Source organism: Gordonia sp. UBA5067, assembly GCF_002414845.1.
Classification (GTDB): Bacteria; Actinomycetota; Actinomycetes; order Mycobacteriales; family Mycobacteriaceae; genus Gordonia; species Gordonia defluvii.
The window spans coordinates 64,038-90,934 of record NZ_DIAX01000066.1 but is presented as its reverse complement, the minus strand read 5'-3'; the positions used below and the strand labels follow the sequence as shown (position 1 = coordinate 90,934).

Sequence of the window (26,897 nt, the reverse complement as noted above, 5' to 3'; positions counted from 1 at the left end):
GGTGCGCGGAATCGAGTACGGCCGTATCGATGCCCGGGTCAAGCCGGACATGGGCCGCCACGACGGCCACGACTGCCGGCTGACGTCCGGCATGACCGCCGGCGACCGGGTAGCACTCGTCGAGCACTGTGCCGGCGATCCCGGCTTTCGGCTCACCGTCATCGGCGCCCTCCTCGACAAGGACGAGAAGATCCCGCTCTACGGCTCTGCCGTGATCACCAGTGGGACCGCGTTCGCCGCGCCCGTCGTCGTCGGCATGTCGGAGTCGGGCATCGCCGTCTACGACGGAGGTGCGAACTCCCCCGAGCCCACCGCGCCGGCGATCCGCACCTTCACTTCCGACGGGGTGGAGACCGGGCGCCACCCCGTGCCCGGGGGACCCGCGCTACCCGCCGGCGCGGTGTCGGTGAACTCTGACGGACTCGTGTCGGTGTGGACCGGACACGACACGGTAGTACTCGATGCCGCCGCGCTGCGCCCGCGCTTCACCGTGCCCGCAACCAGCGGACCCGGCGTCGCCGTCGGCGGACGGATGCTGGTTCCCGACCCGGCCGGCTATACGGTCGTCGATGCCGCAACCGGGCGGCGTGTCGGCGCACTGCCGGTGGTGCGGGACCTCGGCCAGACGCCGAGTGTGCCGATAGTGCCCGCGGTGATCGGCGACGCGGTCGTCGAACAACGCGGCAATCTGATCGTCGCGTACGGACCCTGATCGGCTACGCGTCGAGCGCGAACGTCTCGAGCTCGGCGCCCGTGCTCCAGTGGTTCCACAGATTCCGGGCCAATTCGCGGTAAGCGACGGCTCCCTTGTTCTTTCGCCCGCGCAACACCGACGCCCCCGACGCCGACGCCTCCGCGAACCGCACGGTCCGCGGGATCGGCGGGTTGATGACCGCCAGGTCATAGCGATCGGCGACGTCGGCGAGGACATCGCGGCTATGCGTGGTACGCGCGTCGTAGATCGTGGCGATCACGCCGAGCAGATCAAGATTCGGGTTGGTGATCTGCTGCACCTCGGTGACGGTGCGCAAGAGCTGGCCGACCCCCCGATGGGCGAGGGTCTCGCATTGCAGCGGCACGATGACCGAGTCGGCGGCGGTGAGTCCGTTGAGTGTCAGCACGCCCAGTGACGGCGGGCAGTCGATGAGAATGACGTCGTAGTCTTGGGCGACCTCGGCGAGTGCCCGCTTCAACGCGTACTCGCGGCCCGGCCGCATCAGCAGGAGTGCCTCCGCCCCGGCCAGGTCGATCGTGGCCGGCAACAGCGTCACCCCGTCGTCGGTGGTCACCAGCACGTCGGCGATCTCCTCCTCGCCGAGCAACACGTCGTGGACCGACATCTCCAGCTGATCGGGGTCGTGGCCGAGAGAGAAGGTGAGGCAGCCCTGCGGATCGAGGTCGACGACGAGTACCGACGCGTCGAGGTCGGCGAGAGCCGCTCCCAGCGAGACAGCGGTGGTGGTCTTGGCGACGCCGCCCTTTTGGTTGGCGATCGCGACAGTGGTTGTCATGGGGCCCACCTTACGGTTCGGGGTCGGTCGGGGTACTGGGACCCGACGCCCACGCGAGTGCGCTCGCGGAGAACAACGCGGCCAGCGTGGCGAGCGCCCAGAAGCCCAGGGGCACACCGAGGAAGGGCTGATGACTGTCGGTGAGCAGGGAATACGCAACCGGCAAGAGCAGCAACTCCGCGACGACTCCAATTCCGCGACCCCACCGCTTGCCGCGCAGCAGCGCGATACCGCCGGCGAGGACGCCGAGGCCGATCAGCGAGCACCACAGTGCCAATCCGTATCCACTGGCGAAATCGTCGTGGTGCCCACCCGCCTCGCGGATCACCAGGATCGCCGCCGCGACGATGCCCACGCACCCCTGGGTCGCGATCGAGATGCCCGCCCAGCGGATCGGGCGGGGGACGGGGATGACCAGTCGCATGGCCCAAGGGTATTGCCCCGGCGCTGTTTCACAATGCTCGGGGCACCGACGTAGGGTGGTGTTCCGTGCGGGCATTGCTCATCGTCAATCCTTACGCGACCGCCACGACGCCGGCCGGCCGTGACACCCTCGCGCACACTCTCGCGTCGCGGATGGAGCTCACTGTCGAGCAAACCACCCATCGCGGCCATGCCGAGGAACTGGCACAGCGGGCGGTGCGCGACGGCGGCTACGACGCCATCGTCGTGCACGGCGGCGACGGGTCGGTCAACGAAGTCGTCAACGGGCTGCTCGGCAGTCCCGCCGATGCCCGCCCGGCGGCACTCCCCCGGCTCGGCATCATCCCCGGTGGCAGTGCCAACGTGTTCGCCCGGGCTTTGGGCATCGACGCCGACCCACTGCTGGCCACCGCCCAGCTCATCGAATTGCTGGCGTCCGGCGCACAGCGCATGGTGAACCTGGGAATCACCGACGACCGCTGGTTCCTGTTCAACTGCGGCATGGGCGTCGACGCGCGCGTCATCCGGGCCATGGAGGACAAACGCAATCGCGGTAAGGCGGCCACCCCCGGCCGATACCTGTTCACGACGGTCGTCACCTTCCTGCGCCACCGCGCCGACCAGCAGCGTTTCGAGGTCGTGGTCACCGACCGCGACGGATCCACCCGGGTGCTGCCCGGCATCAGCTTCGCCTTCGTGCTCAACACGACGCCGTGGACCTACCTGGGCGGCAGGACTATCGAGACCAACCCGGGCACCTCACTGTCGGGCGGGCTGGGTGTTTTTGCCTCGTCGACGATGAGTGTCGCCCGCAACCTTCCGCTGGCGACGCGCCTGCTGACCCGGGCTGATCCGCACGCCCGCCATGTCTTTCGCGATGACGACGTGACCGCGGTGTCCTTCTCGTCGCCGGTCCCCCTGCCAACGCAGATCGACGGCGACTTCACCGGTGAGCGAACCGAGATGCGATTTCACTACCGGCCCGGCGCGCTCACTGTTGTGGCCCCCGCTGAACAGGCAGGATAGCGGGCGCTAGCATACGAAACCCGACCCCGGGCGCACAGTGACCTTGCCCACGTGTTATTGGAAACCTATTGACTTCGGCTCGATTCGTGAAAGTATTCACAAGGACCCACGAGCGACCAAACGCGAGTTGACGCCCGTGTAAACAGCCAACGAAACCCAGCCAACGCCCGGCGAGGCTCAAAACGGGCGCGCATTGCTGCGCCCACACACGAGGAGTTTGAAGACATGGATTGGCGCCACAAGGCAATCTGTCGCGACGAAGACCCGGAGCTGTTCTTCCCCGTTGGAACCAGCGGACCGGCCATCGCCCAGATCGCCGACGCGAAGCTCGTTTGCAATCGCTGCCCCGTAACCGCCGAGTGCCTGACCTGGGCGCTCGACTCCGGCCAGGACGCCGGCGTCTGGGGCGGCATGAGCGAGGACGAGCGCCGCGCGCTCAAGCGGCGCAACGCCCGCACCCGCGCGCGCAGCAGCGTCTAGGTCCAACAGCAGCGTCTAGTCCAACCGATCAGCCCCGGCCGCCATCGGCGGCCGGGGCTTTTTCGTGCCCGCCGAACCCGGGTGGCGGGGGCGCCAGGGGAATGACCACCCGCACCGACGCTCCCCCGTCGGCCGAGCCGGCGAACTCTACCGCGCCGTTCAGATCGATCTGGACCAGCGTCCGCACGATCTGCAGCCCGAGATGGCCGCTACTCTCGATGTCGAAGTCATCGGGGATGCCCGCACCGTCATCGCTGACCCTAATCGACAGTTCGCGCAGCTCGCGCTGCGCGGCAACCTCGATCCGCCCAGCCCGGCCATCGGCGAAACCATGCTCAACCGAGTTCTGGATCAGTTCGGTCAGCACCATCACCAGCGGCATGGCGAGGTCAGCCGGCAGCACCCCGAACCGGCCGTCGACGACGACCTGCGCGTGTCCCGCATTGGTGCTCGTCGCATCGACGAGCACCGGGAGCAGCCGGCGCACAACCTCGTCGACGTCGACCTCCTCGTCGACGCTGCCCGACAGGAATTCGTGCACCAGCGCGATCGACGCCACCCGGCGGACCGCCTCGGTCAGCGCCGTGCGGGCCTCCGGATTCGCTGTTCGGCGCGCCTGCAGGCGCAGTAGCGCCGACACACTCTGCAGGTTGTTCTTCACCCGGTGGTGGATCTCGCGGATCGTCGCGTCCTTGCTGATGAGGGCACGGTCGCGACGCTTGACCTCGGTGACATCGCGCACCAGAACGATGGCTCCGGTCGCGCTGCCGCGCGGACGCAACGGCACCATCCGCACGAGGACGGTCGCCCGCCGGGCGTCGACCTCCATCCGCAGCACCTGGTGGTCGGCACCGTCGCCGAGGGCGGGACCGGACACGGCCAACTCGATCATCGCCGCGGCATCCCCGGCGTCGAAGGCGTCCGAGACCACCGCGCCGACGACCTGGGCGAGGCTGACACCGGACAGGTCGCTGGTGTACCCCATGCGGTGAAACGCCGACAATGCGTTGGGGCTGGCGTACTCGACGAGGCCGTCGGCGTCCAGGCGCACGAACCCGTCACCGGCCCGGGGAGTGGACAGGCCCGCCTCATTGCCCTCGAGGGGAGGAAAAGTTCCATCGGCGACCATCTGGCACAGGTCCGCCGCCGACGCCTGGTACGCACGCTCCAGGGGGGAGGGCACCCGCTGCGCGGTATTCGCGGCCGCCTGGGTGAGGACGGCGATCACCTCGCCGCCGTACCGCACCGGAACCAGGTCCCGCCGCACCGCCACACCACTCACGACCATCGCCTCGCCCGGCACGATCTCGCCCCGCCGCATCGCGCCCGCCAGGGCACGCCCGCGCTGCTCGTCGGCGACGACCTGGTCGACTTCGTCGCCCGGCAGGACCGTGGACGCCGTGTTCGGCCGACACTGGGCGACGGTGAGGAACGCCCCCGGTGTCTCACTCGACTTCCCGGTCGTACCGGCCACGGCCGGGACCGTGAGCAAGAGGTCGGCAAACGAAAGATCGGCCAGCAACTGCCACTCCCCGACGAGCCGTTGGAGATGACCGCCCTGTTCGTCGGTGAGGCCGGTGTGGGCAGCGAGAAGATCGGCGAGGGTCGACACCGGCCGGCTACCGGTAGGTAGCTATCACGTCGCCGGCCTGGATGACGTCGTCGACGGAGACTTTCACCTCGTCGAGCACACCCGCGTCTTCGGCGACGACGGGAATCTCCATCTTCATCGACTCCAGCAGCACGAGGGTGTCGCCGACCTCGACCGACTGGCCGCCGGACACGCGCACCTCGAGAACGGTGGCAACGATCTCGGCAACTACGTCTTCAGCCATGGACCCACGGTAGCCCACCGGACTGCAGTATTCCGGCCCGGTTGGCATCGGGCTCCGGGTGGCTCGTTTTCCGATTGCGGCGGGGTGCATGGAAGAATGGATCCACCACCGGAGAAGGAGAGTCCCATGGGTAAGCGTGGACGCAAGAAGCGCGCTCGCAAGAAGAATGCCGCCAACCACGGCAAACGACCGAACGCCTGACCCGCGTTTTGGGTCGAAACCTATGACCCGGGTGTTGCTGGCGCTAGCGCCGGCCGCCCGGGTTTTCTGTTTGCCGGTGTGAGGTGACGCTGGTACGGGTCACCGTCGTCCGCGACACCGACTCGCCATCCGAGCTCTGCAGCACCGTTGTCGATTGACGGATTTGCACCCGGAGCCGGTCGGCGAGCCCCTGCGGCGCACGCTCACCGCCGCACTTGCGGCTGACCAGCGCCTTGATCTGCTGCTCGATCCCGAACTGCGCCAGGCAGGACGGGCATCGGTCGAGGTGCTCCTGCAACCGTGCCCGTGCACCCGGATCGCATTCGTTGTCGAGCAACAACCACACCTCGGCAAGCACATTGGTGCAGTCGAGGGACTCGAACTCGGGGTCGCTCTCGGTCATCGGTTCACTCCCGCCTCAGCGGCCTTCTGGCCCCGGTTGAAGCCGCGCTCGCGGGCGACGTCGGCAAGCAGGTCGCGCAGCTGACGACGGCCCCTGTGCAGCCGCGACATCACCGTGCCAATCGGAGTGTCCATGATTTCGGCGATCTCCTTGTACGGCAGTCCTTCGACGTCGGCGTAGTACACCGCCATGCGGAAGTCCTCGGGCAAGGCCTGCAAGGCTTCCTTGATCTCGTCGTCGGGCAGCGCATCGAGAGCCTCGATCTCCGCCGACCGAAGCCCGGTCGACGTGTGCTCGGCGGTCTGGGCCAGCTGCCAGTCGGTGATCTCGTCAGTCGGGTACTGTGCCGGCTGCCGCTGCTTCTTGCGATAGCTGTTGATGTAGGTGTTCGTCAGAATGCGGTACAGCCACGCTTTGAGGTTGGTGCCCTCACGAAAGGAAGCGAACGCCGAGAACGCTTTGATGAAGGTCTCCTGGACGAGATCCTCGGCGTCCGCGGGATTGCGCGTCATCCGCAGCGCAGCGCCGTAAAGCTGATCGAGAAGCGGCAGCGCGTCGCGTTCAAACCTCGCAGTGCGCTCCTCGTCGGTCTCGACGGTGCGCTCAGCCACCTCGTCGGCGGGCGTTTCGCTCACGACGGTCCTTTCGGTTCGCGTCGGGCGATCGTTGGCCCGGCGCTCGCCCAAGTCTAGCGAGCCGAAGATCTGGCGCTCCTCGATCGGGTGCGCAATGGCGCATGACATGGGCGAACTCCTCGTCGTCAGTGTTTCTGTGTGGAGTCAACGCGCCCCGCGCGGCGCACATTCCCCGGCCCAGCGCGCCTCTAGCATGTATCCCATGTGCGGACGGTATGCAGTGACGACGGATCCGGCGAGGCTGGCCACCGAGATTGACGCGATCAACGAGGTGACCGGCCTACCACGGTCCGAGACGCCGCCGCAGCAACCACTCGACGGCCTGGCGACCGGCGACCAGCCACCATCACGGTGGGAGAACTACAACGTCGCACCGACGTCGACGGTGCTCACCGTCGTCGACCGGCATGCACCGGACTCGGGCGCCACCGGCCCAGACGTTCCGGCGCGCCGGATCCGGGCGATGCGCTGGGGGCTGGTTCCGCCATGGGCCAAGGAGATCGGAAAGGGGGCGCTGTTCAACGCGCGCGCCGAGACCGCTGCGACGAAGGCGTCGTTTCGCGCCTCGGTCAAGTCCAAACGGTGCCTGGTCCCGATGGACGGATGGTACGAGTGGCGCACGGCGACCGGCGATGATGGCAAGGTCAAGAAGGTCCCCTATTTCATGTCCCCCGCCGACCACACGCGCCTGTTCATGGGCGGGTTGTGGTCGGTTTGGCACCCCACGGACGCGGACCCGTCGGATCCACCGTTGTTGAGCTGCGCGATCCTGACCGCCGACGCAGTCGGTCCCCTGCGCGAGATCCACGACCGCATGCCGCTGATCATGCCGGTGCAATGGTGGTCGGCCTGGCTGGATCCCGATGCGCCCGCGCCGGCAGACATGCTCGCCCCACCGTCGCCGGCGTTGGCCGACGCCATCGAAATCCGCGAAGTATCCCCCCTGGTGAACCGAGTGGCCAACAATGGGCCACATCTCGTTGATGCGGTCTCGTGAGGCGGGCCCGCGAGATGTCCGCGATCCAGCGGCTGGCGGTCAGCGTCCTGGTGGGCGCGTCGATCGGCGCGATCTTGTGGTTCGGATGGGCGATCAGCCCGACGATGACGGTATGGACGGGCACCGCCATCACCTATGTCGGGTGGACGTGGGCGACACTCGGGCCGATGGATGCGGCGCAGACCGCCAGGTTCGCCCGCCGCGAAGACCCGACGCACGCGGGGACGGCCATCCTGGTCGTCACCGCTGCCCTCGGCAGCCTCGCCAGCATCATCCTGGTGCTCATCCACCACGACGACACCGCACGACTGGTCGGCACGCTGATCGGCATCGTCGCGTCCTGGGCCACGATTCACACCTTGTTCGCCACCCACTACGCGCGGCTCTACTTCACCGACCCCGTCGGGGGCGTCGACTTCCATCAGTCCGATCCCCCGCTGTACACCGATTTCGCCTATGTGGCCTTCACCGTGGGCATGAGTTTCGCCATCTCCGACACCGACTTGTCCGGCTCGCGGATGCGTCGCCCCGCCCTGCTCCACGCGCTCCTCTCATACCTATTCGGCACGGTAATCGTGGCGCTGCTCATCAACCTTCTCGCCGGTGTCGCCGGCTGACTGACGCGCAGCCGGGGAATGGGATTGGGTGACGTCGTCACCACACGTCCGGAGGTGGATTGTGACGAGTCTCGCCGAAGCACTGCAGCAAGAACATCTCGACATCGACGCCGGGATCGCCGTTGACGGAAGAACCGATCCTCTATCCCCAGGGCCGACAACGCGCTCACCGCGGAGACCTCCGCCCGGTTGCCGCGACTTCTTGACGTCGGGGTCAACGCCCGACGGCTGGGTTTGCGATCGCGCCTGACCACGGCGTCGGACCGTCGAAGTGATAGTCCGACAGCGGAAAGTTCTTCATTTCCCGCAGCGCCCCCGCCGTCGACCGTGGCCGTAGGAGTGTCGCCTCGCCCGCATGATTGAAGTAGTAGCTGCGCGACGTCGAACAGTCGCCGTTGTAGAACACTGAGGATTCCAGGCGACGCGTCACGTCCTCGAGGAATCGGGTGTTGGCCTCCTCGGCGACCTCAAAGGTCACCGCTTTGCGGCGCTTGACTTCACGGAGCAGGCGCGCCATATGGTGCATCTGCCCCTCGATCGTCGTGAAGTATGACAGTCCGCTGTAGGAGTACGGGCTGTTGAGCGTGAAGAAGTTCGGGAACTTCGGCACCGTGATTCCCTCATAGGCCTGGAACCGCTCGGCGCGCCACCACTTCCCCAGATCGCGACCCTCCCGCCCGCGGATCTCGAAAGCCGGGAAGTTCGCATCCCACAGGTCGAAACCGGTTGCCAGCACCAGCGTGTCGATCGGCACCTTCGCACCGTCGGCGGTGATGATGCCGTCGGGGTCGACCTTGACGATGGAGGTGTCCTGCAAGTGCACATTGGCCCTGGTGAACGTCGTGAAGTATTCGTTGGAGAAGGTTGGCCGTTTGCAGCCGAAGTCGTAGTCCGGTGTCAGCTTCTTGCGCAGGCCGGCGTCGGGAATCTGCCGCCGCAGATGCGCCGCGGCCAATGCGGCCGCGGCCTTGTTGCCGAACGTGAACTGCTTGTAATGGAGCACCCCGGTGACCATCAGCAGTTCCAGTAGCGCGTTGCTCACGAGGCGGGTGGCCCGCTGGGTGAGCGGCACCCGGGCGAACATCGCCTGGACCGGTCGGGGGATCACGAAATCCAGCTTGGGTACCACCCAGATCGGGGTTCGCTGGTAGACGATGAGATCAGCGGCCTGCCTGGCGATTTCGGGGATGAGTTGCACGGCTGTTGCGCCGGTGCCGATGACGGCGACGCGCTCGCCGGTGAAGTCGTGACCGTCCTCCCAGTCGGTCGTGTGGATGGTCCGGCCGGCAAAGGTATGGATACCCGGGATCTCCGGCGTGTGCGGCTGGGACAGGAAGCCCGTCGCGGTGAGCAGGAACCGGGCGGTCCGCTCGGTGCCGTCATCGCTGAAGACGCGCCACATCGAGTTCGCCCCGTCCCACTCGGCGCGCGCGATCTGCTCACCAAAGGACATGTGTCGACGCAGGTCATATTTGTCGGCGACATGCTCGGCATAGCGCTTGAGCTCGGCGCCCGGTGCGAAGAGTCGCGACCAGTACGGGTTGGGCTCGAAGGAATAGCTATAGGTGACCGAGGCGATGTCGACGGCCAGCCCTGGATAGTGGTTCACGTGCCACGTGCCGCCGAGCCCGTCCGTCCGCTCGACGATGGCGAGGTTCTCGATGCCCTGCCGCTTGAGTTCGATCGCGGCACCCATCCCCCCGAAACCAGCGCCGACGATGACGGCCTCATACGCCGGGGCGATAGCGTTGTGTGCAGCCACGATCCCTCAATTCATCGGCCTACCCGAACACTACATCGCCCGATGGCATAGTTGCCCGATCGTCGACCGCCAACCGAACCGGAGCGAGCTCATGCTGATCGATCAACTCGACAACCTCACCATCGCGACGGTCACCGCCGCCGGCATCATTCTCGCCTGGGCGATGGCGCTCGGCGTATGGAAGTACCGGCAAATCCTCGCCTCCCCCGATGGTCGGGCCCACATCTACGTCGACATCGCACACCGCGCCGCGCTCATGTATTCGTTCGCGACGCTTGTCCTGGCCGCACTCGTGGCGCTCTCGGCGTGGCCGGCGTGGGTGAACGCCGCCTGCGTCATCGTCGAACTGATCTTCTTCGTTGGCGCGATCATGAGTTACCTGGTGCACGGGGCGCTGAAGGATACGACGAATCAACTGCACCCCCGGCCGGGTGTCCTCGTTCACGGCTTCATGGCCGCGCTCATCGTCGGTGAGATCGGCGGCGTAGCGATTCTGGTCGCCGGAGTCGTCGCCAACTGGGTCGCGTAGCCGAGCCCGAAGGCACCGTCGACGAAGTTCCGGGCACCGTCGATGGTCAAGGAAAGATGGCACCCGGATTCAGGCGGTTGTCGGGGTCCACCGCGTTCTTGATGGCCCGCATGACGGCGACGTCCGCATCGCCCCGGGCGACGGCCAGCCAATCCCGCTTATCGCGGCCGATCCCGTGCTCGGCACTGACACTGCCACCGCGCGCAATCACCATCTCGAGCACCCGACGGGCCAGCGCCGCCTGCTCCGGCAGCGGAACGTCGAGCAGATTCACGTGCAGGTTCCCATCTGCCGCGTGGCCGAACACCACTGGGCGACAACCGAACGAGACAGCAGCGGCGACCGCGTCCAGGTCCTCGATGAACTGCCCGAGGTCTCGGCGCCGAATGGTGACATCGAGCTTCACCGGCACGGTGGTACTTGCCCGGGCAATGGTCTCGGTGTGACGCTCCCGCAATTCCCACAGTGCGTGCGCAGGCCCCTCATCGAGCACCGCGTCCTCGACCCCCGCATCATTGAGGACTTCGGCAAGGCGCTCGGTGGCCTGAGCACCCGAAGCCTCGAGCAACACCTGGAAAGCGCTCGCCCCGGTCAATGCCGGACGCGCCCCCGCCTCGACGACCAACCCGACGCCGGCTCGCGTCATCAACTCCACCGCCTCGACGGTCAACCCGGCACGACGGACCTTCGACACCAGCACAAAGATCTGGTCGGCATTCTCGACGCCGATAAGTGCAACGGCGGTCGGGCCAGGCGGGTCGACGAGGGTGAACAGCACGCCGGTGATGACGGCCAAGGTGCCCTCGCTGCCGGCGATCAGTCCGGGCAGGTCATAGCCGACGTTGTCTTTGCGCAGCGGATTCCACCGGCGGATCACCCGGCCGTCGGCGAGGACCGCCTCCATCCCCAACACCTGCGCCCGAGTACCGCCGTGCCGCACCACGTGGACACCACCGGCGTTGGTGGCCACGATTCCACCCGCCGTCGCCGAGTCGCGCGACGCGAGATCGATCGCGAAATGCAAATCGGCGGCGGCGGCGGCAGCCTCGATCGCCGCGATCGTCGCACCCGCCTGGACCCCCACACACATCTCGACGGGGTCCACCGTGTCGATGTCGGTCATCCGCTCGGTGCTGAGCACGATCGTCGATGCGGCCCTGTTGGATGCGACCCTGTCGTCGGGCACGGAGCCGCCGACCAGTCCGGTATTGCCGCCCTGCGCGACGACTGCGGTGCCGGTGGCCGCGCAGGCGCTCAGCACCGCCGATACCTCGTCGGTGCTGCGGGTCCGGACGATCGCATCGGCCCGGCCCATGCGCCGACCGGTCCAGTCGACGAGATAGCGGGCCATCACATCGGCATCGGTCAGGACATGCTGATCGCCGACGATCGTGGCGAGGCGGTGGGCGTCGAAGCGCGTCACCACGCCAATCCCACGGCGTCGGCGCCGTCGCTGAATTCCAGCTGCCGTCCGATCGTCGTGGGGTCCGATAGGACTGCGGCGATGACCGCCGCGACCGCATCACGGCTCACCGATTCGGCTCGGCCGGCCGTTCCTGCCGCACCCACCGAGATCCCGCCGCCCGGCCTGTCGGTCAACCGGCTCGGCCCCAGAATCGTCCAGTCGAGTTCGGAATGGCGCAGGAACTCGTCGGCCGCTGCCTTCGCCTCGGCATACGCGTAGAACGAATTGTCTTGCGGCACACCGTGGTCAAGCCCGGCTCCGAAATATGACACCATCACGTACCGCCGGACCCCGGCGGTCGACGCCGCCCTCATCGAGCGGATCGCGGCGTCGCGGTCCACCGCATCGGTCCGGGTCGGATCGCCCCCGCCCGCGCCTGCCGACCAGACAATCGCGTCGTGCCCGGCAATGGCATCGCCGAAGTCGGCATCCGTTGCGTCCTCGACGTCGAACCTCACCGGCGTTGCGCCCGCCGCACGCACGTCGGCAGCGTGGTCGGGGTTGCGGATCAGCGCGGTGACCTCGTCGCCCCGCTGCGACAGCAGGCGTGCTGCGCGCAGTGCCACCTTGCCGTGCCCGCCCACAATGATGACGCGCATCCTACTGCCCCGATCGTGACGTCAGCGCCTCGTACCCGAAGGCCAGTACGACCGCAGCGGCGATGCTGATGATCCACCGCAACCAGTCGACCCCGGAAGTATCCGCCGCACCGAGCTTCGCCGACGCGAAATAGCCGACGACTGCACCGAGTACCCCGAGAATGACGGTGACGAGCACCGAGAGCGACTGTCTGCCGGGCATCACCACCCGGGCGAGGATCCCGATGACCGCACCGAAGATGATCAGCCCGACGATTCCGCTCACACTCACATCCATCCGCCCTCCCTCATCGCGATGACCTGACGGAATCCACCCTAGTCAGGACGGCCTCGTGCCGCGATCCATTCCGGCCGCCGCGCCGTGCGCGGCAACGACTTGGCCCGCATGTGGGCGAAGCCCACATCTGCCGGATCCGCGAATCCACAGCGCTCGCGAAACCAGGCGACAACAAGGTCGGCGATCAACGCCGGCGAATCACTCACCAGGTAGCCGTGCGTGCAGTCCTCGAAGAGGTCGTCATGATGCCATCGGTCGGGCTCCATAATGTCCCCGTCGTACGCATCGAGGAGTGGAATGATCATCAGAGTCGTCGACAGCCGCAGCAGGATCCGGCCACCGTGCAGGCGCTGCATCTGGGCACATTCGACGTCATAGCCATCGACCTCGGGCGTTGCGCTACCCGGGCCCGCGTCGATCACCGACGCCACCGGCAGGGCGGCCAGGCGCCCCGCAAGCCAGGGCGAGAACCTCTCCCACTCCGAGTCTGCGTCCGCCTCGCATTCGTGTTGCCGTGCCATCACGTCCTCCTGCCCGAGCCCGCCACCGGCCATCGGTGAACTGGTGTTCGAATTCAACCACCGGGGTCTGACATTGCTGATGCGCGGTAGTCTCGGCCGCGCGGTAAACCCGCGCGGCGCCCTATCATCGGGATATGGCGCACAGTCCGGACCCGGTGGCAGCCCTGCAGCGCTGGGCCGAATCCGGCGCCCTCTGGCGAGTGCTCTCCCGCGACGGCGACATGCTCGTCATCGGCCTGTTCCGGTGCGATGGTGGCGAGGAAGTCGATCGGGTGTCGTCGTCGACGCCGTCATTGCGCCGGTTCGTCGGCGATCGGGCATCGAGCGAGGACTGAACCAGATCAGAGTTCCTCGACGATGATCGGCACCTCGCTGATCGCTGGGTCCTTCGTCGCCGTCACCAACTCGACGTCGCCGTGCTCGGCCAGCTGCCGGATGCACGCCAAGGCCGCTGCCTGCTCGCCCGAACCCAGTTCGTCCCGATAGCGACGCGTGAACTCGTCATGCTTGGCCGGGTCGTGGTGGTACCACTGTCGCAAGTCCGAGCTGGGCGCGACTTCCTTGCACCACTGCCCGATTCGAGGGTCGCCTTTACGGATCCCCCGCGGCCACAACCGGTCGACCAATACCCGGGTCACCCCGGGCGGCACGTCATCGTAGACCCTGCCGATGGTAACGCTCATACTGTCAACGGTACGCCGGGCACGACCCGATCCGCCGCGAGCGCGAGGAGCGAAGATGACTTCCGGCCATTCCCGAACAGTCCGCGCCATGGCTGCAACGAGCTACGGCGACCCCGCGCAGGTGGTCGGCCCCGTCGACGCGGCGATACCACCGCCCGGGCCCGGGCAGGCCGTCGTAGACGTGCGAGCAGCCGGGGTGAACCCCATCGACGGGAAGATTGTGCGGGGCCTCTTCGGCACCGATCCGGCCGCTCTGCCCCGTCGGATCGGATCGGAGGTCTCCGGGGTGGTGACCGCCGTCGGCGCCGGCGCCCGCTACTTCGCCCCCGCCGAAGCGGATCGGCGGGAGATCCACGCCGGCGACGAGGTCATCGTCTACCGGGCCATCGGCGGCTACGCAGAAGCCCTCCTGGCCGACGCCGACTCGGTGCACCCCAAACCCGCGACGCTCCCCTTCCCCACCGCCGCCGGCCTGCTCTTGGTCGGCGTGACCGCCGCAGATCTCGTCGGGGCCGCGAAGATCACCGGGTCGGACACGGTCGTCGTTCACGGCGGAGCCGGTGCGGTCGGCGCGATCGCGGTCCAACTGGCCCGCCGGCGCGGCGCGACGGTGATCGCCACCGCGGCGCCGCGCAACCACGAGTTCCTGGCCGGACTGGGCGCCGTCCCCGTCGCCTACGGTGCGGGTGTGGCGCAGCGGATACACGCGGCCGCGCGCCGGCCGGTGACGGCGGCACTGGACACCGCGGGCACCGACGAGGCGATTGACGCATCGCTGGACCTGGGCATCTCACCGGCACGGATCGTGTCGATCGCCGCGTTCGGGCGCGGCACCGACGGGATCGTGATCGTGGACGGGTCCACCGCCGACAGCCGGCGCCGGCGAAGCGCGGCGATCGGCGGGCTCATCGCCGATGCGACGAGCGGCGAACTGACCGTCGAGATCGCCAAGACCTTCCCGCTGGAACAGGCCGGACAGGCACTGGCCGAACTCGCCGGCCCACATTCGCGCGGCAAGTTCGTGCTGCTCCCGTAACGCGGGTCTAGATCACTCCCAGGGCCAGCATCGCGTCGGCGACCTTGATGAAGCCGGCGATGTTGGCGCCGGCGATGTAGTTGTCGGGCATGCCGTAGGTCTCGGCGGTCTCCACGCAGCTGTCGTGGATGCCGCGCATGATCTCGGCCAGCCGGTCCTGGGTGTAGTCGAAGCTCCACGAGTCGCGCGAAGCGTTCTGCTGCATCTCCAGGGCACTCGTCGCCACGCCGCCGGCGTTGGCCGCTTTGCCCGGTGCGAACAGAACGCCGGCCTCGGCGAACGCCTTGGTCGCGTCCGGAGTGCACGGCATGTTGGCGCCCTCGGCGACCGCAACGACACCGCCGCCGATCAGCTTGGTCGCGTCATCGCCGTGCAGCTCGTTCTGGGTAGCACAGGGCAGCGCCACGTCGACGGCAACATCCCAGATGTTGCCCTTCTCGACGACCGAGACCCCGTTGCCGCGCTTGGTCGCATAGTCGCCGATGCGTCCCCGATCGATCTCCTTGACCTGCTTGAGGATCTCGAGGTCGATGCCCTTCTCGTCGACGATGTACCCTGACGAGTCCGAGCAGGCGATCACCGTGCCGCCGAGTTCGTGGATCTTCTCGATCGCGTAGGTCGCGACGTTGCCCGAGCCGGACACCGACACCTTCTTGCCCTCGAAGGACTGTCCGCGCGTCTTGAGCATCTCATCGGTGAAGAACACCGCGCCGTATCCGGTTGCCTCGGTGCGGACCTGCGATCCGCCCCACGCCAGGCCTTTGCCGGTGAGCACGCCCGACTCGTAGCGGTTGGTGATCCGCTTGTACTGGCCGAACAGGTAGCCGATTTCCCGCCCGCCAACCCCGATGTCACCCGCGGGCACGTCGGTGTACTCGCCGATGTGTCGGTACAGCTCAGTCATCAGCGACTGACAGAAGCGCATGACCTCACCGTCGGACCGGCCCTTCGGGTCGAAGTCGGACCCACCCTTGCCGCCGCCGATCGGCAGGCCGGTCAGCGAGTTCTTGAAGATCTGCTCGAAACCGAGGAATTTGATGATGCCCAGGTAGACGCTCGGGTGAAACCGCATGCCACCCTTGAAGGGGCCCAGCGCAGAGTTGAACTCGACGCGGAAGCCACGGTTGATCTGAACCTTCCCGGCGTCGTCGACCCACGGCACCCGGAAGATGATCTGCCGTTCCGGCTCGCAGAGGCGTTTGATGACCGCCGAGTCCGCGTACTCCGGATGCTTGCTGAGTACTGGGCCGAGGCTGTCGAACACCTCGCGCACCGCCTGATGGAACTCGAGTTCGCCGGGGTTCCGGCCCACGACCTCGTCAAAGGTCTCAGCCAGCTTCGCGTCCATGAACCGCACACCTCCGCCTGGCCTCCACGTTGAGGCCAACGATGAAACCCTCACACACGCGAGGGGTCTACTGAGCGCAAAACTGCCACATCAGCGCCGGTGCTGCCAAATCGCACGAAGCGGACATCCCGCTGACCTGCCGGTTCAGTCGCCGATGGCGGCCTGGAACCGGGTCAGGAACTCGGCCTGGGCTTGGTTGATCTTCACCGCCGCGGCGGCGAGGGTGAACCACTCGCCGCGATCGGCCTCGGGGAATTCGCGCAGCTGCCCCGACCCGGGCGGCCACTGGATGGCGAAGGTGTTGGAGACCACCGCCGCCGCGTCGACCACCCCGCGCACGGCGTAGGCCCGGACCACCTTTCCGCCCCGCTGGCGCACCTCGCCGAGGTCGAGCACCGGCCCCGCCGGCGAGCGCTGCCCGGTCTCCTCGCCGAACTCGCGCCGCGCCGCCGCGAGCGGATCCTCGTCGGGGCCGTGCTCCCCCTTGGGGATCGACCAGGCACCCGCGTCCTTACGCGCCCAGAAGGGTCCACCCGGATGCACGAGAAAGACCTCGCAGCCACCGGACTCCTCGTCTCCGCGAAAGACGAGGAGGCCCGCACTGTGCGCCACCATCCGTCGATTATCACCCGATGCGCGCCATGAGAGACTGGCAGTCATGACGACTTGGTCCGCCCCCACCGCGCACGCACCGGTGTCGGCGACCGTCGAACTGCCCGGATCGAAGTCCATCACCAACCGCGCGCTGGTGCTCGCCGCCCTGGCCGATGCGCCGTCGACGATCACCGGCGCCCTGCGCAGCCGCGACACCGACCTGATGATCGACGGGCTCGCCGCCATGGGTACCGGTATCGCCGCGGCCCCGGACGATCCCAGCCGGCTCACCGTGACCCCGCGGCCGCTACACGGCGCAGCAGTCCAGTGCGGGCTGGCCGGCACCGTCATGCGCTTCCTGCCCCCGGTGGCGGCCGTCGCGAACGGCACCGTCGAGTTCGACGGCGACCCGCAGGCCCGCACCCGCCCACTGCACACCATTCTCGACGCTCTGCGCGAACTCGGCGCCGACATCACCGGCACCGCGCTGCCGTTCACCGTGGCCGGCGCGGGGTCGCTGCACGGCGGCGACGTGGTGATCGACGCGTCCGCGTCGTCGCAGTTCGTTTCCGGCCTACTCCTCTCCGGCGCCCGCTTCGACAACGGCGTGCGCGTCATCCACCGCGGCGCTCCGATGCCGTCCATGCCGCATGTCGAAATGACGGTGGCGATGCTGCGCGACCACGGCGTCACCGTCGAGACCGGCACCCCCGACCAGTGGCGGGTGGCGCCCGGTCCGATCGCCGCGCACGACTGGGTGATCGAGCCCGACCTGTCCAATGCGACCCCCTTCCTCGCCGCCGCCGCGGTGACCGGTGGCAAGGTGCGCATCCCACGCTGGCCCGCGGCGACCACTCAGCCGGGCGCGCAATTCGTCGACATCCTCGCCGCCATGGGCGCCAGCGCCGTCCTCGGCGCCGACGGCGTACTGACCGTGACCGGTTTGGGTGCGCTGCGGGGAATCGACGTCGATCTGCGCGCGATCGGCGAGCTGACCCCGACGATCGCGGCCCTGTGCGCCCTGGCGACCGGCCACTCCCGGCTCACCGGCATCGGCCACTTGCGCGGCCACGAGACCGACCGGCTCACGGCACTGGCGACCGAAATCAATCGGCTGGGCGGCGACGTCGCCGAAATCGACGGCGACAACGTATCCGGGGGGCTGTTGATCCGTCCACGGCCGCTGCACGGCGGAACCTGGGAGTCCTACGCCGACCATCGGATGGCCACCGCCGGTGCACTGATCGGGCTACGGGTGCCCGGAGTCGAGGTGCTCGACATCGGCACCACCGCCAAGACGCTGCCCGCGTTCCCCCAGATGTGGGCGGATATGCTCGGCGCCGGAGTCACCGCCGAGTGAGCCGGGGCCGCTCGAGTAGCGCGTACGACGAATCCGATGTACGGATCCGCCCGGGCAAGAGTTCGCGGCCCCGCACCAAGACGCGGCCGGCCCATGCTGACGCGGCCACCGCCATGGTCGTATCCGTGGACCGGGGCCGATGGGGCTGCGCGATCGACGCCGATCCCGATCAGGTCGTCGTCGCCATGCGTGCCCGGGAGCTGGGCCGCACCCCCATCGTCGTCGGCGACCGCGTCGGTGTTGTCGGCGACACCTCCGGCACCAAGGACACCCTGGCCCGGATCGTGCGGGTCGACGAGCGATCGTCGGTACTGCGCCGCACGGCCGACGACACCGATCCCTTCGAGCGGATCGTCGTCGCCAATGCCGATCAACTGCTCATCGTGACTGCCCTGGCCGATCCGCCGCCCCGCACCGGATTCGTCGAGCGCGCCTTGGCCGCGGCCTACGTCGGCGGCCTGACGCCGATCCTCGCCTTGACCAAGTCCGACCTCGCCGACGGCTCCGCGTTCCGCGACGCGTTTGCGGGGCTGGACCTGCCGATCGTCGCCGCCGGCCGCGACGACAACCTCACCGCCCTGCGTGAACTCCTCGACGGCAAGGTGACCGCCCTCGTCGGCCATTCCGGGGTGGGTAAGTCAACGATGGTGAACCGCGTAGTGCCACAAGCAGATCGGGCCACGGGCGCCGTGTCCGGCGTCGGCAAGGGTCGACACACCTCCACCCAGTCGGTGGCCCTGCCGATCCCCGACCTGCCCGGCACGTGGGTCGTGGACACCCCCGGGATTCGCTCCTTCGGGCTCGCCCACGTCTCCCCCGGCGACGTGATCAACGCGTTCGCCGACCTGCGCGCCACGATCGAGGACTGTCCGCGCGGCTGCACCCACCTCGGACCGCCGGCCGACCCGGAGTGCCGGCTCGACGAGCTGGCCGGGGTGTCCGCGCGGCGCGCCATGGCCGTCCGCAACATTCTCTTCGCACTCTCTGCTGAGAATCGGCCCCTGGTGGCCGACGAAGGGAACATTCCCCTCGGCGATGCCTGAGGGGGAAACCTTCAGCGGGACTAGCGCCAGGAACGAGGAATCCGGCGGTGGCGCGAGCGGGCCAGGTCCCGAAGCGCCGTCTTGAGGCCGCGCTTGGGTGGCCGGCCGTCGAAGCGGTGCTCCGATGCCGTCTCCGGCGCATCGTCGGCGGTGTCACGCAGGAACTGATCGGGCAGCGCCAGCTTGTTGATGGTCCGCAGCGTCTGCAGATACTGGCCCAGCAACGAGCCCGTCGTATAGGGCAGGTCGTACTTCTCACACAGTTCGCGCACCCGCACCGAGATCTCGGCCATCCGGTTGCTGGGCAGGTCCGGGTACAGGTGGTGCTCGATCTGATAGGACAGGTTGCCCGAGAGGAAGGCCATTGCCGGACCGGTCCGGAAGTTCGCGGTGCCCAGCATCTGCCGCAGATACCACGCGCCGGACGTCTCGCCTTCGAGCGATTCGACGGTGAACTTCTCGGCCCCATCGGGGAAGTGGCCGCAGAAGATCACCAGATAGGCCCACAGGTTGCGGACCAGGTTCGCCGTGAGGTTCGCGGTCAGGGTGTGTTTGAAATTCGGTCCGCTCAGCGCCGGGAACAGGAGATAGTCCTTGCCGACCTGGCGTCCCGCCTTGCGCAGGAAGGTCTTGATCTGCGGGACCGCGACCTCCTTCGACTTGTTCCCCTGCAGGACATCACGCAATTCGAGGTCGTGCAGCGCAATACCCCACTCGAAGGTGGCGGCGAGCAACACATTGGCGAGCGGCTGGATGAGCCAGCGCGGCCGCCACGGCTCATCACGCGTCACGCGCAGCGTGTTGTACCCCACGTCGTGGTCCATGCCAAGCACATTTGTGTACTTGTGATGGATGAAGTTGTGGGAGTGTTTCCAGTGCGGCGCCGCGCACACCATGTCCCATTCCCACGTCGTCGAGTGCACCTCGGGATCGTTCATCCAATCCCACTGGCCGTGCAGGACGTTGTGGCCCAACTCCATGTTCTCGATAATTTTGGCGAGCGAGAGCGACCCGGCGCCCAGCCACCACAGGCTGCGCTTGTTGCTGCCCAGCAGTGCGACGCGGCCGACGATCTCTAGCGTGCGCTGAGCGCGGATCGTGCGTCGCAGGTAGGCGACGTCGCGCGCACCGAGGTCCGATTCGATCTCTCGCCGCAACGAGTCCAGTTCATTGCCGAGCGCTTCGACGTCGGCGTCGCTCAGATGCGCGTACTCGCGGATATCAGTGATTGCCATTTGTAGTCCATTATGCGCGTACCTGCACCGGTCCGCGCACCCTGTCAGGGGCCGAGGCCCTAGGCCGCGTCGGCCGGTCGGCCCGGCTCGCGCCGGCTCACGGGCGACAGCGCCCCGGATGTGCGGCGCGTCCGGCGGCGGTTGCGCAGCCCGGCGATCGCCGACCGCAGCCCACTGCGCCGTCCGGTGACCGGATCGACTGTCGCCACCAATCTCGCCGCCGGGTCGTCGCCCTTGAAGCGCCGCTCCGACGACGTCTCGGGCGCGTCATCGGAGGTGGCGATCAAGAAGCGATCCGGCAGCGACAGCTTGGCGATGGTGCGCCACGTCTTGAGGTACTGGACCGGCAGCGACCCGGTCGTGTAGGGCAGGTCGTACTTCTCTGCGAGTGCCTGCACCCGCTGCGCGATCTCGGGCATGCGATTGCTCGGCAGATCCGGGAACAGGTGGTGCTCGATCTGGTATGACAGGTTGCCCGACATGAACCCCAGCACCGGGCCGGAGTGGAAGTTGGCGCTACCGAGCATCTGGCGCAGGTACCACTGGCCGCGTGTCTCGCCGACCATGTCGCTCTTGGTGAATTTCTCGGCGCCGTCGGGGAAGTGCCCGCAGAAGATCACCGCGTTGGTCCACACGTTGCGGATCACGTTGGCCGCCAGGTTGGCAGTAGCAGTCTTACGGGCGGCTTCCGGCGACCGGGTGAGGGCACCGACGACGGCGGGGTACACCACATAGTCCTTGCCGGCCTGCCGGCCGATCTTGGCGCCGACATCGCGCAGGTCGGCCTTGAGTTCGGCCTTTTCCTCTGGGGTCCGGCGCGGGCGGCCGAGTTCGAGGTGCTGGGCGGCCACCCCGTATTCGAAGAACAGCGCGAGGACGGTGTTGTACGCCAGATTGCCCAAGTAGAACGGGCGCCACCGCTGGTCGCGGGTGACGCGCAGCAGGCCGTAGCCGACATCATCGTCCATGCCGAGGATGTTGGTGTACTTGTGGTGGATGTAGTTGTGGGTGTGCTTCCAGTGCGCCGACGGGCCCGTGTTGTCCCACTCCCACGTCGTCGAGTGGACTTCTGGGTCGTTCATCCAGTCCCACTGGCCGTGCATGACGTTGTGGCCGAGCTCCATGTTCTCGATAATCTTGGCCGCCCCCAGCGTCGTGGCACCGGCCCACCAGAATCCGCGACGGCGGCCCCCGGCGATCATCGCCCGGCCCGCCAGGTCGAGCCCGCGCTGCAGCCGGATGGTGTTGCGGACGTAGCGGGCATCGCGCTCACCACGATCCGCCTCGATGTCGACACGGATCTGATCGAGTTCGGCGGCCAACGCCTCGATGTCGGAATCGGTGAGGTGGGCATACTCGGGAATGTCGGTGATCGCCATGCGCTTCCTAACCTACGGGTTCGTAACTTACGATAGCGTAGGTTACGCTCGTGGAGGTTGTCCAGCCCCAGACGATCAGCAGATCCCGGAGGAGTAGGCAGGCATGAACTGGCGCGAACGATTCGAGGAGCCGGTGCGCGGGATCGCCGCCCGCCGTCGCGGAACTCACTGGGTGCGCGCCGCCGTCGCCCGCATCACCACCCCCCTCCTGCCCGATGACTACCTTCATCTGGCGAACCCTTTGTGGTCGGCGCGCGAACTGCGCGGCCGCGTCGTCTCGGTGACGGGGGAAACCGCGGATTCGGCGACCATCGAGATCAAACCGGGATGGGGATTCTCGTTCGACTACCACCCCGGCCAGTATCTCGGCATCGGCGTGGACGTCGGCGGCCGCTGGATCTGGCGCTCCTATTCGCTTACGTCGGCCCCGGCGATCGCCGAGCGCACCCAGACCGTGTCCATCACGGTGAAGGCCATGCCCGAGGGTTTTCTGTCCTCACACCTGGTCACCGGCCTCAAGGCGGGCACCATCGTCCGGCTCGCCGCGCCCGCCGGCGAATTCGTGCTGCCCGAGCCGCTGCCGCCGAAACTGCTGTTCCTGACCGCCGGGAGCGGGATCACCCCGATCATCTCGATGCTGCGGACCGTGGAGCATCGCGGTCAGCGCTCCGATATCGTGCTCATCCACTCGGTGCCCGACCTAGATGGCGTGCTGTTCGCCGAGGAACTCGCGGGCTACGCGGAGCGCGGCATCGTCGACGTGCGTCTGCATCAGACCCGGGTCGGGGGGCGACTGACCGCCGACGACATTGCGGCCCTGTGTCAGGACTGGGCCCAGCGCGAGACCTGGGCATGCGGCCCGGGTGGCTTCCTTGAACTCGCTTCGAACATGTTTGCCAAGGCGGGCGCCACCGATCACCTCCACCTGGAACGGTTCGCGCTCGAACGTGGTGCGGCCGGTGAGCAGGGCGGCACGGTCGCTTTCACCCGGAGTGGCAAGACGGCGACCGTCGACGGGGCCACGACCCTCCTCGAGGCCGGCGAAGCGGCCGGAGTGCTGATGCCGTTCGGCTGCCGGATGGGGATCTGCCAGAGCTGCGTCGTGTCCGTCGAGTCGGGGGTCGTGCGCGACCTGCGCACCGGCACCGAACACGTGGCGGGCGAGCGGATCCAGACTTGCGTCAGCGCAGCGGCCGGCGACTGTTCGCTCGAGGTCTGACCACGCTCCACTAGAGCAGTTCGAGCAGGAACGGCAGTTCTTGCGTCGCATACCAGCCGAGGTCGAAGTCCTCGACGTCGCCGATCGCGAGTTCCGCATCGAGGTCGCCGAGATCGGCGGCATCGACGGCGGCGACCGCGGCTCTGACCGCCCCCTCGGCTTCGGCGCCGTCGACATGCACGGCTGCGATCGCCGCGCGTGGCACCGGGCCCGACAGTCTGACCACCGCGGCGTCGAGGTCGGGGCGCAGCGCGGCACCGTCGACGTCAGCGGCAACGACGACCCGACGCGGCGGCAGCGGGGCGAGGTCGCCGACCTCGCCGTCTAGGAGCCTCAGGCTGGCGCGCGCCGCCTCCCGTAGCGCCGCTTCCGACAGTTCTTCGTCATCACCGGCGGTATACGCCTCGCGCAGCGCCGGGGTCAGCGCGAAAGCCGTGCCGCCGACGGGGACGAACTCGCCCGACTCGTTCAACGACTGCAGCATCGCCAGCGTCGCCGGAATATATACCCGCATGTGTATCAGCCTCCGTCAGCGTCGCGCTCGGGCCGGAGCTCGTCGAACGCGTCATGGGTGTAGTCGACCATCGCCGGCAAGTCGTCGAGCACCCCTCGATCCCCGAGGAACGCGAACTCGACGCGGTCGGTGTAGGTGAGAACCGTGATCGCCAGCGCCCGGTTCGCCAAGAGCGCCGGCACGCCGAACATGCCGCGCACCGGCACTCCGCGCAGCCAGCGCTGACTGATCGGCTCCGCGGCGACCTCGATGGGCAGGTTGTAGGTGTGGCTGTTCCAGCTGGTGAACAATCGCGCCGCCAGCTCGCCGAACGGGACGAACCCGAGCTCCGGCAGCAGGGGGCCGGTCCGCCCCGCCTGCCGCGAAGCCGTGTGGGCATTGCGCTCGGCCAACCCCGCCACCTGCGCAATGACCACCGCCGGATTCGCCTCGCCAACCGGCAGATCGGTGACGAATCCGGGACCGTCCTCGCCGAACCATCCGGTGTTGCAGTCGACGTCGGCGTCATCCTCACCCACGATCGCCCGATCCCCCAGCGGCAGCACCACCCGCACCGAGTCGCCGGCGGCGAGGGTATACGTGAACGACAGCATCCATCGGCGCAGTACGCCGGTGATGATCGCCAACTCGACATCGCCCCGCGTACACCGATAGTGCGCCGCGACGCGGACCACCTCCGACGCGGAGATCGATGCGACCGCGAAGGTGCGCGTCGCCGTCGTCGCCCGGTTCAGCGGACTGTCGGGGGCAGAGTCGGCGAGCTGCGAAAGCACCTCGGTCACCTGGCTGACCGAGGCCCGAACCAGGGACCGCAGCCCGCCCAGCGGGCCATTGCCGCCCACGAGGTTCTCCACCAGCTCACCGGGGCGGGCCAGCCCCTCCGCGATTGCATCCACCGCGAGCTGGACAGAACTCGGTGACCTCTTGGGCATCCAGATGTCCTCGACGGACGCCGCAAGAGTGGGCTCGGCGTCGAGCAACACCTCCGAAAGTTCGGGCGAGCCCGCGTCGACCAGGCAGCGGTGGGTCTTGGTCAAGACCGCCATCGCACCATCGGCCAGCCCCTCGATTAGGTACATCTCCCACAACGGCCGCTCCAGGTCGAGGGGTCGCGACAGCACCCGGCCGATCAAGTCCTGCAGTTGCTCGGCCCCACCCGGCCGCGGCAGTCCGGCCCGGCGGACGTGAAAATTGATGTCGAAATCGGGATCGTCGGCCCACACCGGTCGGGCGAGTCCGAAGACCACCGGCTTGACGACCTGTCGGTAGTGCGGCGCGAATTGGATCCGGCCCTCGGTGAGCGCGACCAGCGATTGATAGTCCAGCCCACCGTCGCCGGACTCGGCCGTCGGCTCGATGATGATCAGCATGCCGATGTGCACCGTGGAAGAACCCTCGTCGAGGAAGTAGTACATTGCTTCGCGCGGGGTCAGCCGATTCACCATGATGTCGCGATCTTATCGGCCGACGGACACGAGTGCGCCAGGCATGGTCAGTCCAGCATCAAACCCTGCATCTGCCAGCACGCCGCCTTCGTCACCGCCATCCGGCCGGCGAACGCCCGCACCCGCCGCCCACAGGTGTAGCTCCCGAAGAACTCGGCCGCACAATCCCCGACGAATTGGATGTGCACCCGCCGCAGGCGTAGCCCGGCCGCCGCGGTCCGCGCGGCCGGTCCGGGCGCGGTGCGCGACTCATGGCGCGCCCGGCCCCGACTGAGGACGTGGTCGACAACGGGCGCGGCGACCAGCGGCCGCAGTGCGGTAACCGGACGCCGGCGGTCGACAACCTCCAGGACGACGGTCATCGCGGCAATGACGAACTCGCGCGCCGATGCCGCGGCGGTGTCGGCAGCCCGCCGGTCCGCGGCGGTGTCGGCAGCCCGCCGGTCCGCGGTGGGCACCGCACGCAGTCGCCCGGGAGCGGGGGGACGCGTCGCGTGCGGCCGCTCGGCGCCGTCGCCACACTCACATGCGGTCGCCCAGCGCCCCGGGTGCTCGAACTGCGGGGCCGGGCGAACCACGACGCTGCTGATGTCCATATACATGGGACGCAGCGCAGCGCGAAACGGTTCCATCCGAACCGAGGTGGCCGATCAGCGGCGGCGCTTGGCCTTGCTCGACGCCGGCTTGCCCCGCTTGGCGCGGCGGTTCGATCGACGACCGGCCGACGACGCAGCGGTCTCGGCCGACGGTTCGCCGGCTTCCTCGTCGAAAGCCGCCGTGTCACCGCTCTCATCCGGGCCGGTGAAGACCATCGGCACCTCGGTGGGCACGGCCGGCACGCCGCGCGCCCGCAGACCGGCCGGCACCTTCGACTCGTCGGCCGAGTCGGCGACCGGCCCGGTTGGCAGCTCTGGTTCCTGCTGGTAGGCCGGCTCGGTCTCCACCTGGGCGTTGAAAAGGAACCCGAGGGCCTCCTCCTTGATGCCCTCGAGCATGCCGTGGAACATATCGAAGCCCTCACGCTGGTACTCGACCACCGGATCGGCCTGGGCCAGTGAACGCAGATAGATGCCCTCGCGCAGGTAGTCCATCTCGTAGAGGTGGTCGCGCCACTTGCGGTCGATCACCGACAGCAGGATGCTGCGCTCGAGCTGGCGCATCGCCCCCTCCCCGGCCATCGCGTCGATGTCGTCCTCACGCTTGGCGTACGCGTTGTGGGCGTCGGCGACCAGGATCTCGCGCAGATCCTCGGCAGCAACGTCGTCGCGCTCCCCGAATTCGTTCTCGCCGAGCACCTGGCGCGGCGACAACTCGACCGGGTACAGCGTCCGCAGCGCCGCCCACAACTCGTCGACATCCCAATCCTCGGCGTAGCCCTCGCCGGTGGCGCCGTCGACGTAGGCACCGACGACATCGTCGATGAACTGCTGAACCTGCTCGCGGTGATCCTCGCCGGCGAGAATGGTGGAACGCTCACGGTAGATGACCTTGCGCTGTTCGTTCATCACCTCGTCGTACTTGAGGACGTTCTTGCGGACCTCGAAGTTCTGCTGCTCGACCTGCGTCTGCGCGGAGCGGATGGCCTTGGTGACCATCTTCGCCTCGATCGGCACATCATCGGGCAGGTTGACCCGGTTCATGATCGCTTCGAGCGCCGCACCGTTGAACCGGCGCATGAGTTCGTCTCCCAGCGAGAGGTAGAAGCGGGACTCACCCGGGTCGCCCTGGCGGCCCGAACGGCCGCGCAGCTGGTTGTCGAT

30 protein-coding genes and 2 pseudogenes are annotated in these 26,897 nt (G+C 67.9%); 12 read left to right on the top strand and 20 right to left on the bottom strand.

The genetic code is table 11. From position 1 onward, the window contains the following. Nucleotides 1-712 (top strand): annotated as a pseudogene (locus B4M62_RS11720) (hypothetical protein); the annotation flags it as partial. Between the two features lie 4 nt (nt 713-716). Here B4M62_RS11720 and B4M62_RS11715 read toward each other — a convergent pair. Both B4M62_RS11715 and B4M62_RS11710 read right to left on the bottom strand, forming a co-directional pair. Next, a complete protein-coding gene (locus B4M62_RS11715; protein WP_290712956.1) occupies nt 717-1,511 on the bottom strand; it encodes a ParA family protein in 795 nt (264 codons plus the stop codon). Between the two features lie 10 nt (nt 1,512-1,521). Beyond that, nucleotides 1,522-1,935: a hypothetical protein gene (locus B4M62_RS11710; protein ID WP_290712953.1), complete on the bottom strand. Its 414-nt coding sequence runs from the start codon at nt 1,933-1,935 to the stop codon at nt 1,522-1,524. A gap of 65 nt (nt 1,936-2,000) precedes the next feature. Between B4M62_RS11710 and B4M62_RS11705 the strand changes: the two genes are divergently transcribed. Both B4M62_RS11705 and B4M62_RS11700 read left to right on the top strand, forming a co-directional pair. After that, nucleotides 2,001-2,960 carry a diacylglycerol/lipid kinase family protein gene (locus B4M62_RS11705; RefSeq protein ID WP_290712950.1) on the top strand — a complete coding sequence of 320 codons (960 nt, stop codon included), beginning with the start codon at nt 2,001-2,003 and terminating at the stop codon, nt 2,958-2,960. A 225-nt stretch (nt 2,961-3,185) separates the two neighbouring features. After that, nucleotides 3,186-3,440, top strand: a complete 255-nt coding sequence (locus tag B4M62_RS11700; RefSeq protein ID WP_290712947.1) for a WhiB family transcriptional regulator — start codon at nt 3,186-3,188, stop codon at nt 3,438-3,440. A 28-nt stretch (nt 3,441-3,468) separates the two neighbouring features. On the opposite strand, the gene B4M62_RS11695 is transcribed toward B4M62_RS11700, so the two are convergent. Then, nucleotides 3,469-5,052, bottom strand: coding sequence for a sensor histidine kinase (locus tag B4M62_RS11695; protein ID WP_290712944.1), 1,584 nt, complete (start codon nt 5,050-5,052; stop codon nt 3,469-3,471). 7 nt (nt 5,053-5,059) lie between these two features. Continuing rightward, nucleotides 5,060-5,275 (bottom strand): biotin/lipoyl-binding carrier protein, encoded by a 216-nt coding sequence (locus B4M62_RS11690; RefSeq protein ID WP_290712941.1) that lies wholly within the window; start codon nt 5,273-5,275, stop codon nt 5,060-5,062. Between the two features lie 126 nt (nt 5,276-5,401). Here B4M62_RS11690 and B4M62_RS14765 point away from each other — a divergent pair, with 126 nt between their 5' ends. Then, complete coding sequence (locus B4M62_RS14765) at nt 5,402-5,476, top strand: 50S ribosomal protein bL37 (protein WP_369758845.1); 75 nt, start codon at nt 5,402-5,404, stop codon at nt 5,474-5,476. Nucleotides 5,477-5,519: 43 nt separating this feature from the next. On the opposite strand, the gene rsrA is transcribed toward B4M62_RS14765, so the two are convergent. Both rsrA and B4M62_RS11680 read right to left on the bottom strand, forming a co-directional pair. Then, nucleotides 5,520-5,879 (bottom strand): mycothiol system anti-sigma-R factor, encoded by a 360-nt coding sequence (gene rsrA, locus B4M62_RS11685; protein WP_290712939.1) that lies wholly within the window; start codon nt 5,877-5,879, stop codon nt 5,520-5,522. Further along, nucleotides 5,876-6,622, bottom strand: a complete 747-nt coding sequence (locus B4M62_RS11680; protein ID WP_290712936.1) for a sigma-70 family RNA polymerase sigma factor — start codon at nt 6,620-6,622, stop codon at nt 5,876-5,878. Before B4M62_RS11680 ends, rsrA begins: the two co-directional genes overlap by 4 nt. Nucleotides 6,623-6,716: 94 nt before the next feature. Between B4M62_RS11680 and B4M62_RS11675 the strand changes: the two genes are divergently transcribed. Continuing rightward, nucleotides 6,717-7,511 (top strand): SOS response-associated peptidase, encoded by a 795-nt coding sequence (locus B4M62_RS11675; RefSeq protein WP_290712933.1) that lies wholly within the window; start codon nt 6,717-6,719, stop codon nt 7,509-7,511. Between the two features lie 14 nt (nt 7,512-7,525). After that, complete coding sequence (locus tag B4M62_RS11670; RefSeq protein WP_290712930.1) at nt 7,526-8,128, top strand: DUF1345 domain-containing protein; 603 nt, start codon at nt 7,526-7,528, stop codon at nt 8,126-8,128. Between the two features lie 214 nt (nt 8,129-8,342). Here B4M62_RS11670 and B4M62_RS11665 read toward each other — a convergent pair whose 3' ends face one another. Further along, complete coding sequence (locus B4M62_RS11665) at nt 8,343-9,872, bottom strand: flavin-containing monooxygenase (RefSeq protein WP_414651833.1); 1,530 nt, start codon at nt 9,870-9,872, stop codon at nt 8,343-8,345. 109 nt (nt 9,873-9,981) lie between these two features. Here B4M62_RS11665 and B4M62_RS11660 point away from each other — a divergent pair, with 109 nt between their 5' ends. Then, a complete protein-coding gene (locus B4M62_RS11660) occupies nt 9,982-10,419 on the top strand; it encodes a hypothetical protein (protein WP_290712927.1) in 438 nt (145 codons plus the stop codon). A 46-nt stretch (nt 10,420-10,465) separates the two neighbouring features. On the opposite strand, the gene B4M62_RS11655 is transcribed toward B4M62_RS11660, so the two are convergent. Genes B4M62_RS11655 through B4M62_RS11640 form a run of 4 tightly spaced genes read right to left on the bottom strand, consistent with a single transcriptional unit; the run spans nt 10,466 to nt 13,281 of the window. Further along, nucleotides 10,466-11,845 carry an FAD-binding oxidoreductase gene (locus B4M62_RS11655; protein WP_414651832.1) on the bottom strand — a complete coding sequence of 460 codons (1,380 nt, stop codon included), beginning with the start codon at nt 11,843-11,845 and terminating at the stop codon, nt 10,466-10,468. Then, a complete protein-coding gene (locus B4M62_RS11650; protein WP_290712921.1) occupies nt 11,839-12,483 on the bottom strand; it encodes an NAD(P)H-binding protein in 645 nt (214 codons plus the stop codon). The genes B4M62_RS11655 and B4M62_RS11650 overlap by 7 nt, the downstream gene beginning before the upstream one ends. A 1-nt stretch (nt 12,484) precedes the next feature. Next, a complete protein-coding gene (locus tag B4M62_RS11645) occupies nt 12,485-12,760 on the bottom strand; it encodes a GlsB/YeaQ/YmgE family stress response membrane protein (protein ID WP_290712918.1) in 276 nt (91 codons plus the stop codon). A gap of 38 nt (nt 12,761-12,798) precedes the next feature. Next, complete coding sequence (locus B4M62_RS11640) at nt 12,799-13,281, bottom strand: hypothetical protein (protein ID WP_290712915.1); 483 nt, start codon at nt 13,279-13,281, stop codon at nt 12,799-12,801. Nucleotides 13,282-13,415: 134 nt separating this feature from the next. On the opposite strand from B4M62_RS11640, the gene B4M62_RS11635 reads away from it, so the two are divergent. Continuing rightward, complete coding sequence (locus B4M62_RS11635) at nt 13,416-13,616, top strand: hypothetical protein (RefSeq protein ID WP_290712912.1); 201 nt, start codon at nt 13,416-13,418, stop codon at nt 13,614-13,616. Between the two features lie 6 nt (nt 13,617-13,622). On the opposite strand, the gene B4M62_RS11630 is transcribed toward B4M62_RS11635, so the two are convergent. Continuing rightward, on the bottom strand, nt 13,623-13,964 hold the full coding sequence (locus tag B4M62_RS11630; RefSeq protein ID WP_290712909.1) for a DUF488 domain-containing protein: 342 nt from the start codon (nt 13,962-13,964) through the stop codon (nt 13,623-13,625). An 88-nt stretch (nt 13,965-14,052) separates the two neighbouring features. Between B4M62_RS11630 and B4M62_RS11625 the strand changes: the two genes are divergently transcribed. Next, nucleotides 14,053-15,000, top strand: coding sequence for an NADP-dependent oxidoreductase (locus B4M62_RS11625; protein ID WP_290712906.1), 948 nt, complete (start codon nt 14,053-14,055; stop codon nt 14,998-15,000). A 7-nt stretch (nt 15,001-15,007) separates the two neighbouring features. Here B4M62_RS11625 and gdhA read toward each other — a convergent pair whose 3' ends face one another. Together gdhA and B4M62_RS11615 are read right to left on the bottom strand one after the other, a co-directional pair. Then, nucleotides 15,008-16,348, bottom strand: coding sequence for an NADP-specific glutamate dehydrogenase (gene gdhA / locus B4M62_RS11620; RefSeq protein WP_290712903.1), 1,341 nt, complete (start codon nt 16,346-16,348; stop codon nt 15,008-15,010). Between the two features lie 144 nt (nt 16,349-16,492). Next, complete coding sequence (locus B4M62_RS11615; protein WP_290712900.1) at nt 16,493-16,963, bottom strand: NUDIX domain-containing protein; 471 nt, start codon at nt 16,961-16,963, stop codon at nt 16,493-16,495. A gap of 43 nt (nt 16,964-17,006) precedes the next feature. Here B4M62_RS11615 and aroA point away from each other — a divergent pair, with 43 nt between their 5' ends. Then, nucleotides 17,007-18,302: a 3-phosphoshikimate 1-carboxyvinyltransferase gene (gene aroA, locus B4M62_RS11610; protein ID WP_290712897.1), complete on the top strand. Its 1,296-nt coding sequence runs from the start codon at nt 17,007-17,009 to the stop codon at nt 18,300-18,302. After that, nucleotides 18,299-19,345 (top strand): ribosome small subunit-dependent GTPase A, encoded by a 1,047-nt coding sequence (gene rsgA, locus B4M62_RS11605; protein ID WP_290712894.1) that lies wholly within the window; start codon nt 18,299-18,301, stop codon nt 19,343-19,345. Before aroA ends, rsgA begins: the two co-directional genes overlap by 4 nt. 20 nt (nt 19,346-19,365) lie before the next feature. Here rsgA and B4M62_RS11600 read toward each other — a convergent pair whose 3' ends face one another. Beyond that, entirely contained in the window at nt 19,366-20,580 is a 1,215-nt protein-coding gene (locus B4M62_RS11600) for a fatty acid desaturase family protein (RefSeq protein ID WP_290712891.1), read from the bottom strand. A 59-nt stretch (nt 20,581-20,639) separates the two neighbouring features. Beyond that, nucleotides 20,640-21,959, bottom strand: coding sequence for a fatty acid desaturase family protein (locus B4M62_RS11595; RefSeq protein WP_290712888.1), 1,320 nt, complete (start codon nt 21,957-21,959; stop codon nt 20,640-20,642). Between the two features lie 103 nt (nt 21,960-22,062). Here B4M62_RS11595 and B4M62_RS11590 point away from each other — a divergent pair, with 103 nt between their 5' ends. After that, nucleotides 22,063-23,178 (top strand): ferredoxin reductase, encoded by a 1,116-nt coding sequence (locus B4M62_RS11590; RefSeq protein ID WP_290712885.1) that lies wholly within the window; start codon nt 22,063-22,065, stop codon nt 23,176-23,178. A 10-nt stretch (nt 23,179-23,188) separates the two neighbouring features. Here the strand turns inward: B4M62_RS11590 and B4M62_RS11585 are convergent, their stop codons facing one another. From B4M62_RS11585 to B4M62_RS11570, 4 genes and pseudogenes are all read right to left on the bottom strand, one after another. Then, nucleotides 23,189-23,692, bottom strand: a complete 504-nt coding sequence (locus B4M62_RS11585; protein WP_290712882.1) for a DUF6912 family protein — start codon at nt 23,690-23,692, stop codon at nt 23,189-23,191. Nucleotides 23,693-23,697: 5 nt separating this feature from the next. Next, the gene (locus tag B4M62_RS11580) at nt 23,698-25,137 is read right to left on the bottom strand and encodes a wax ester/triacylglycerol synthase domain-containing protein (RefSeq protein ID WP_290712879.1); all 1,440 of its coding nucleotides are present in this window, start codon (nt 25,135-25,137) and stop codon (nt 23,698-23,700) included. A gap of 47 nt (nt 25,138-25,184) precedes the next feature. After that, entirely contained in the window at nt 25,185-25,769 is a 585-nt protein-coding gene (locus B4M62_RS11575; RefSeq protein ID WP_290712875.1) for an Rv3235 family protein, read from the bottom strand. Between the two features lie 18 nt (nt 25,770-25,787). After that, nucleotides 25,788-26,897, bottom strand: a pseudogene (locus B4M62_RS11570) (preprotein translocase subunit SecA); the annotation flags it as partial.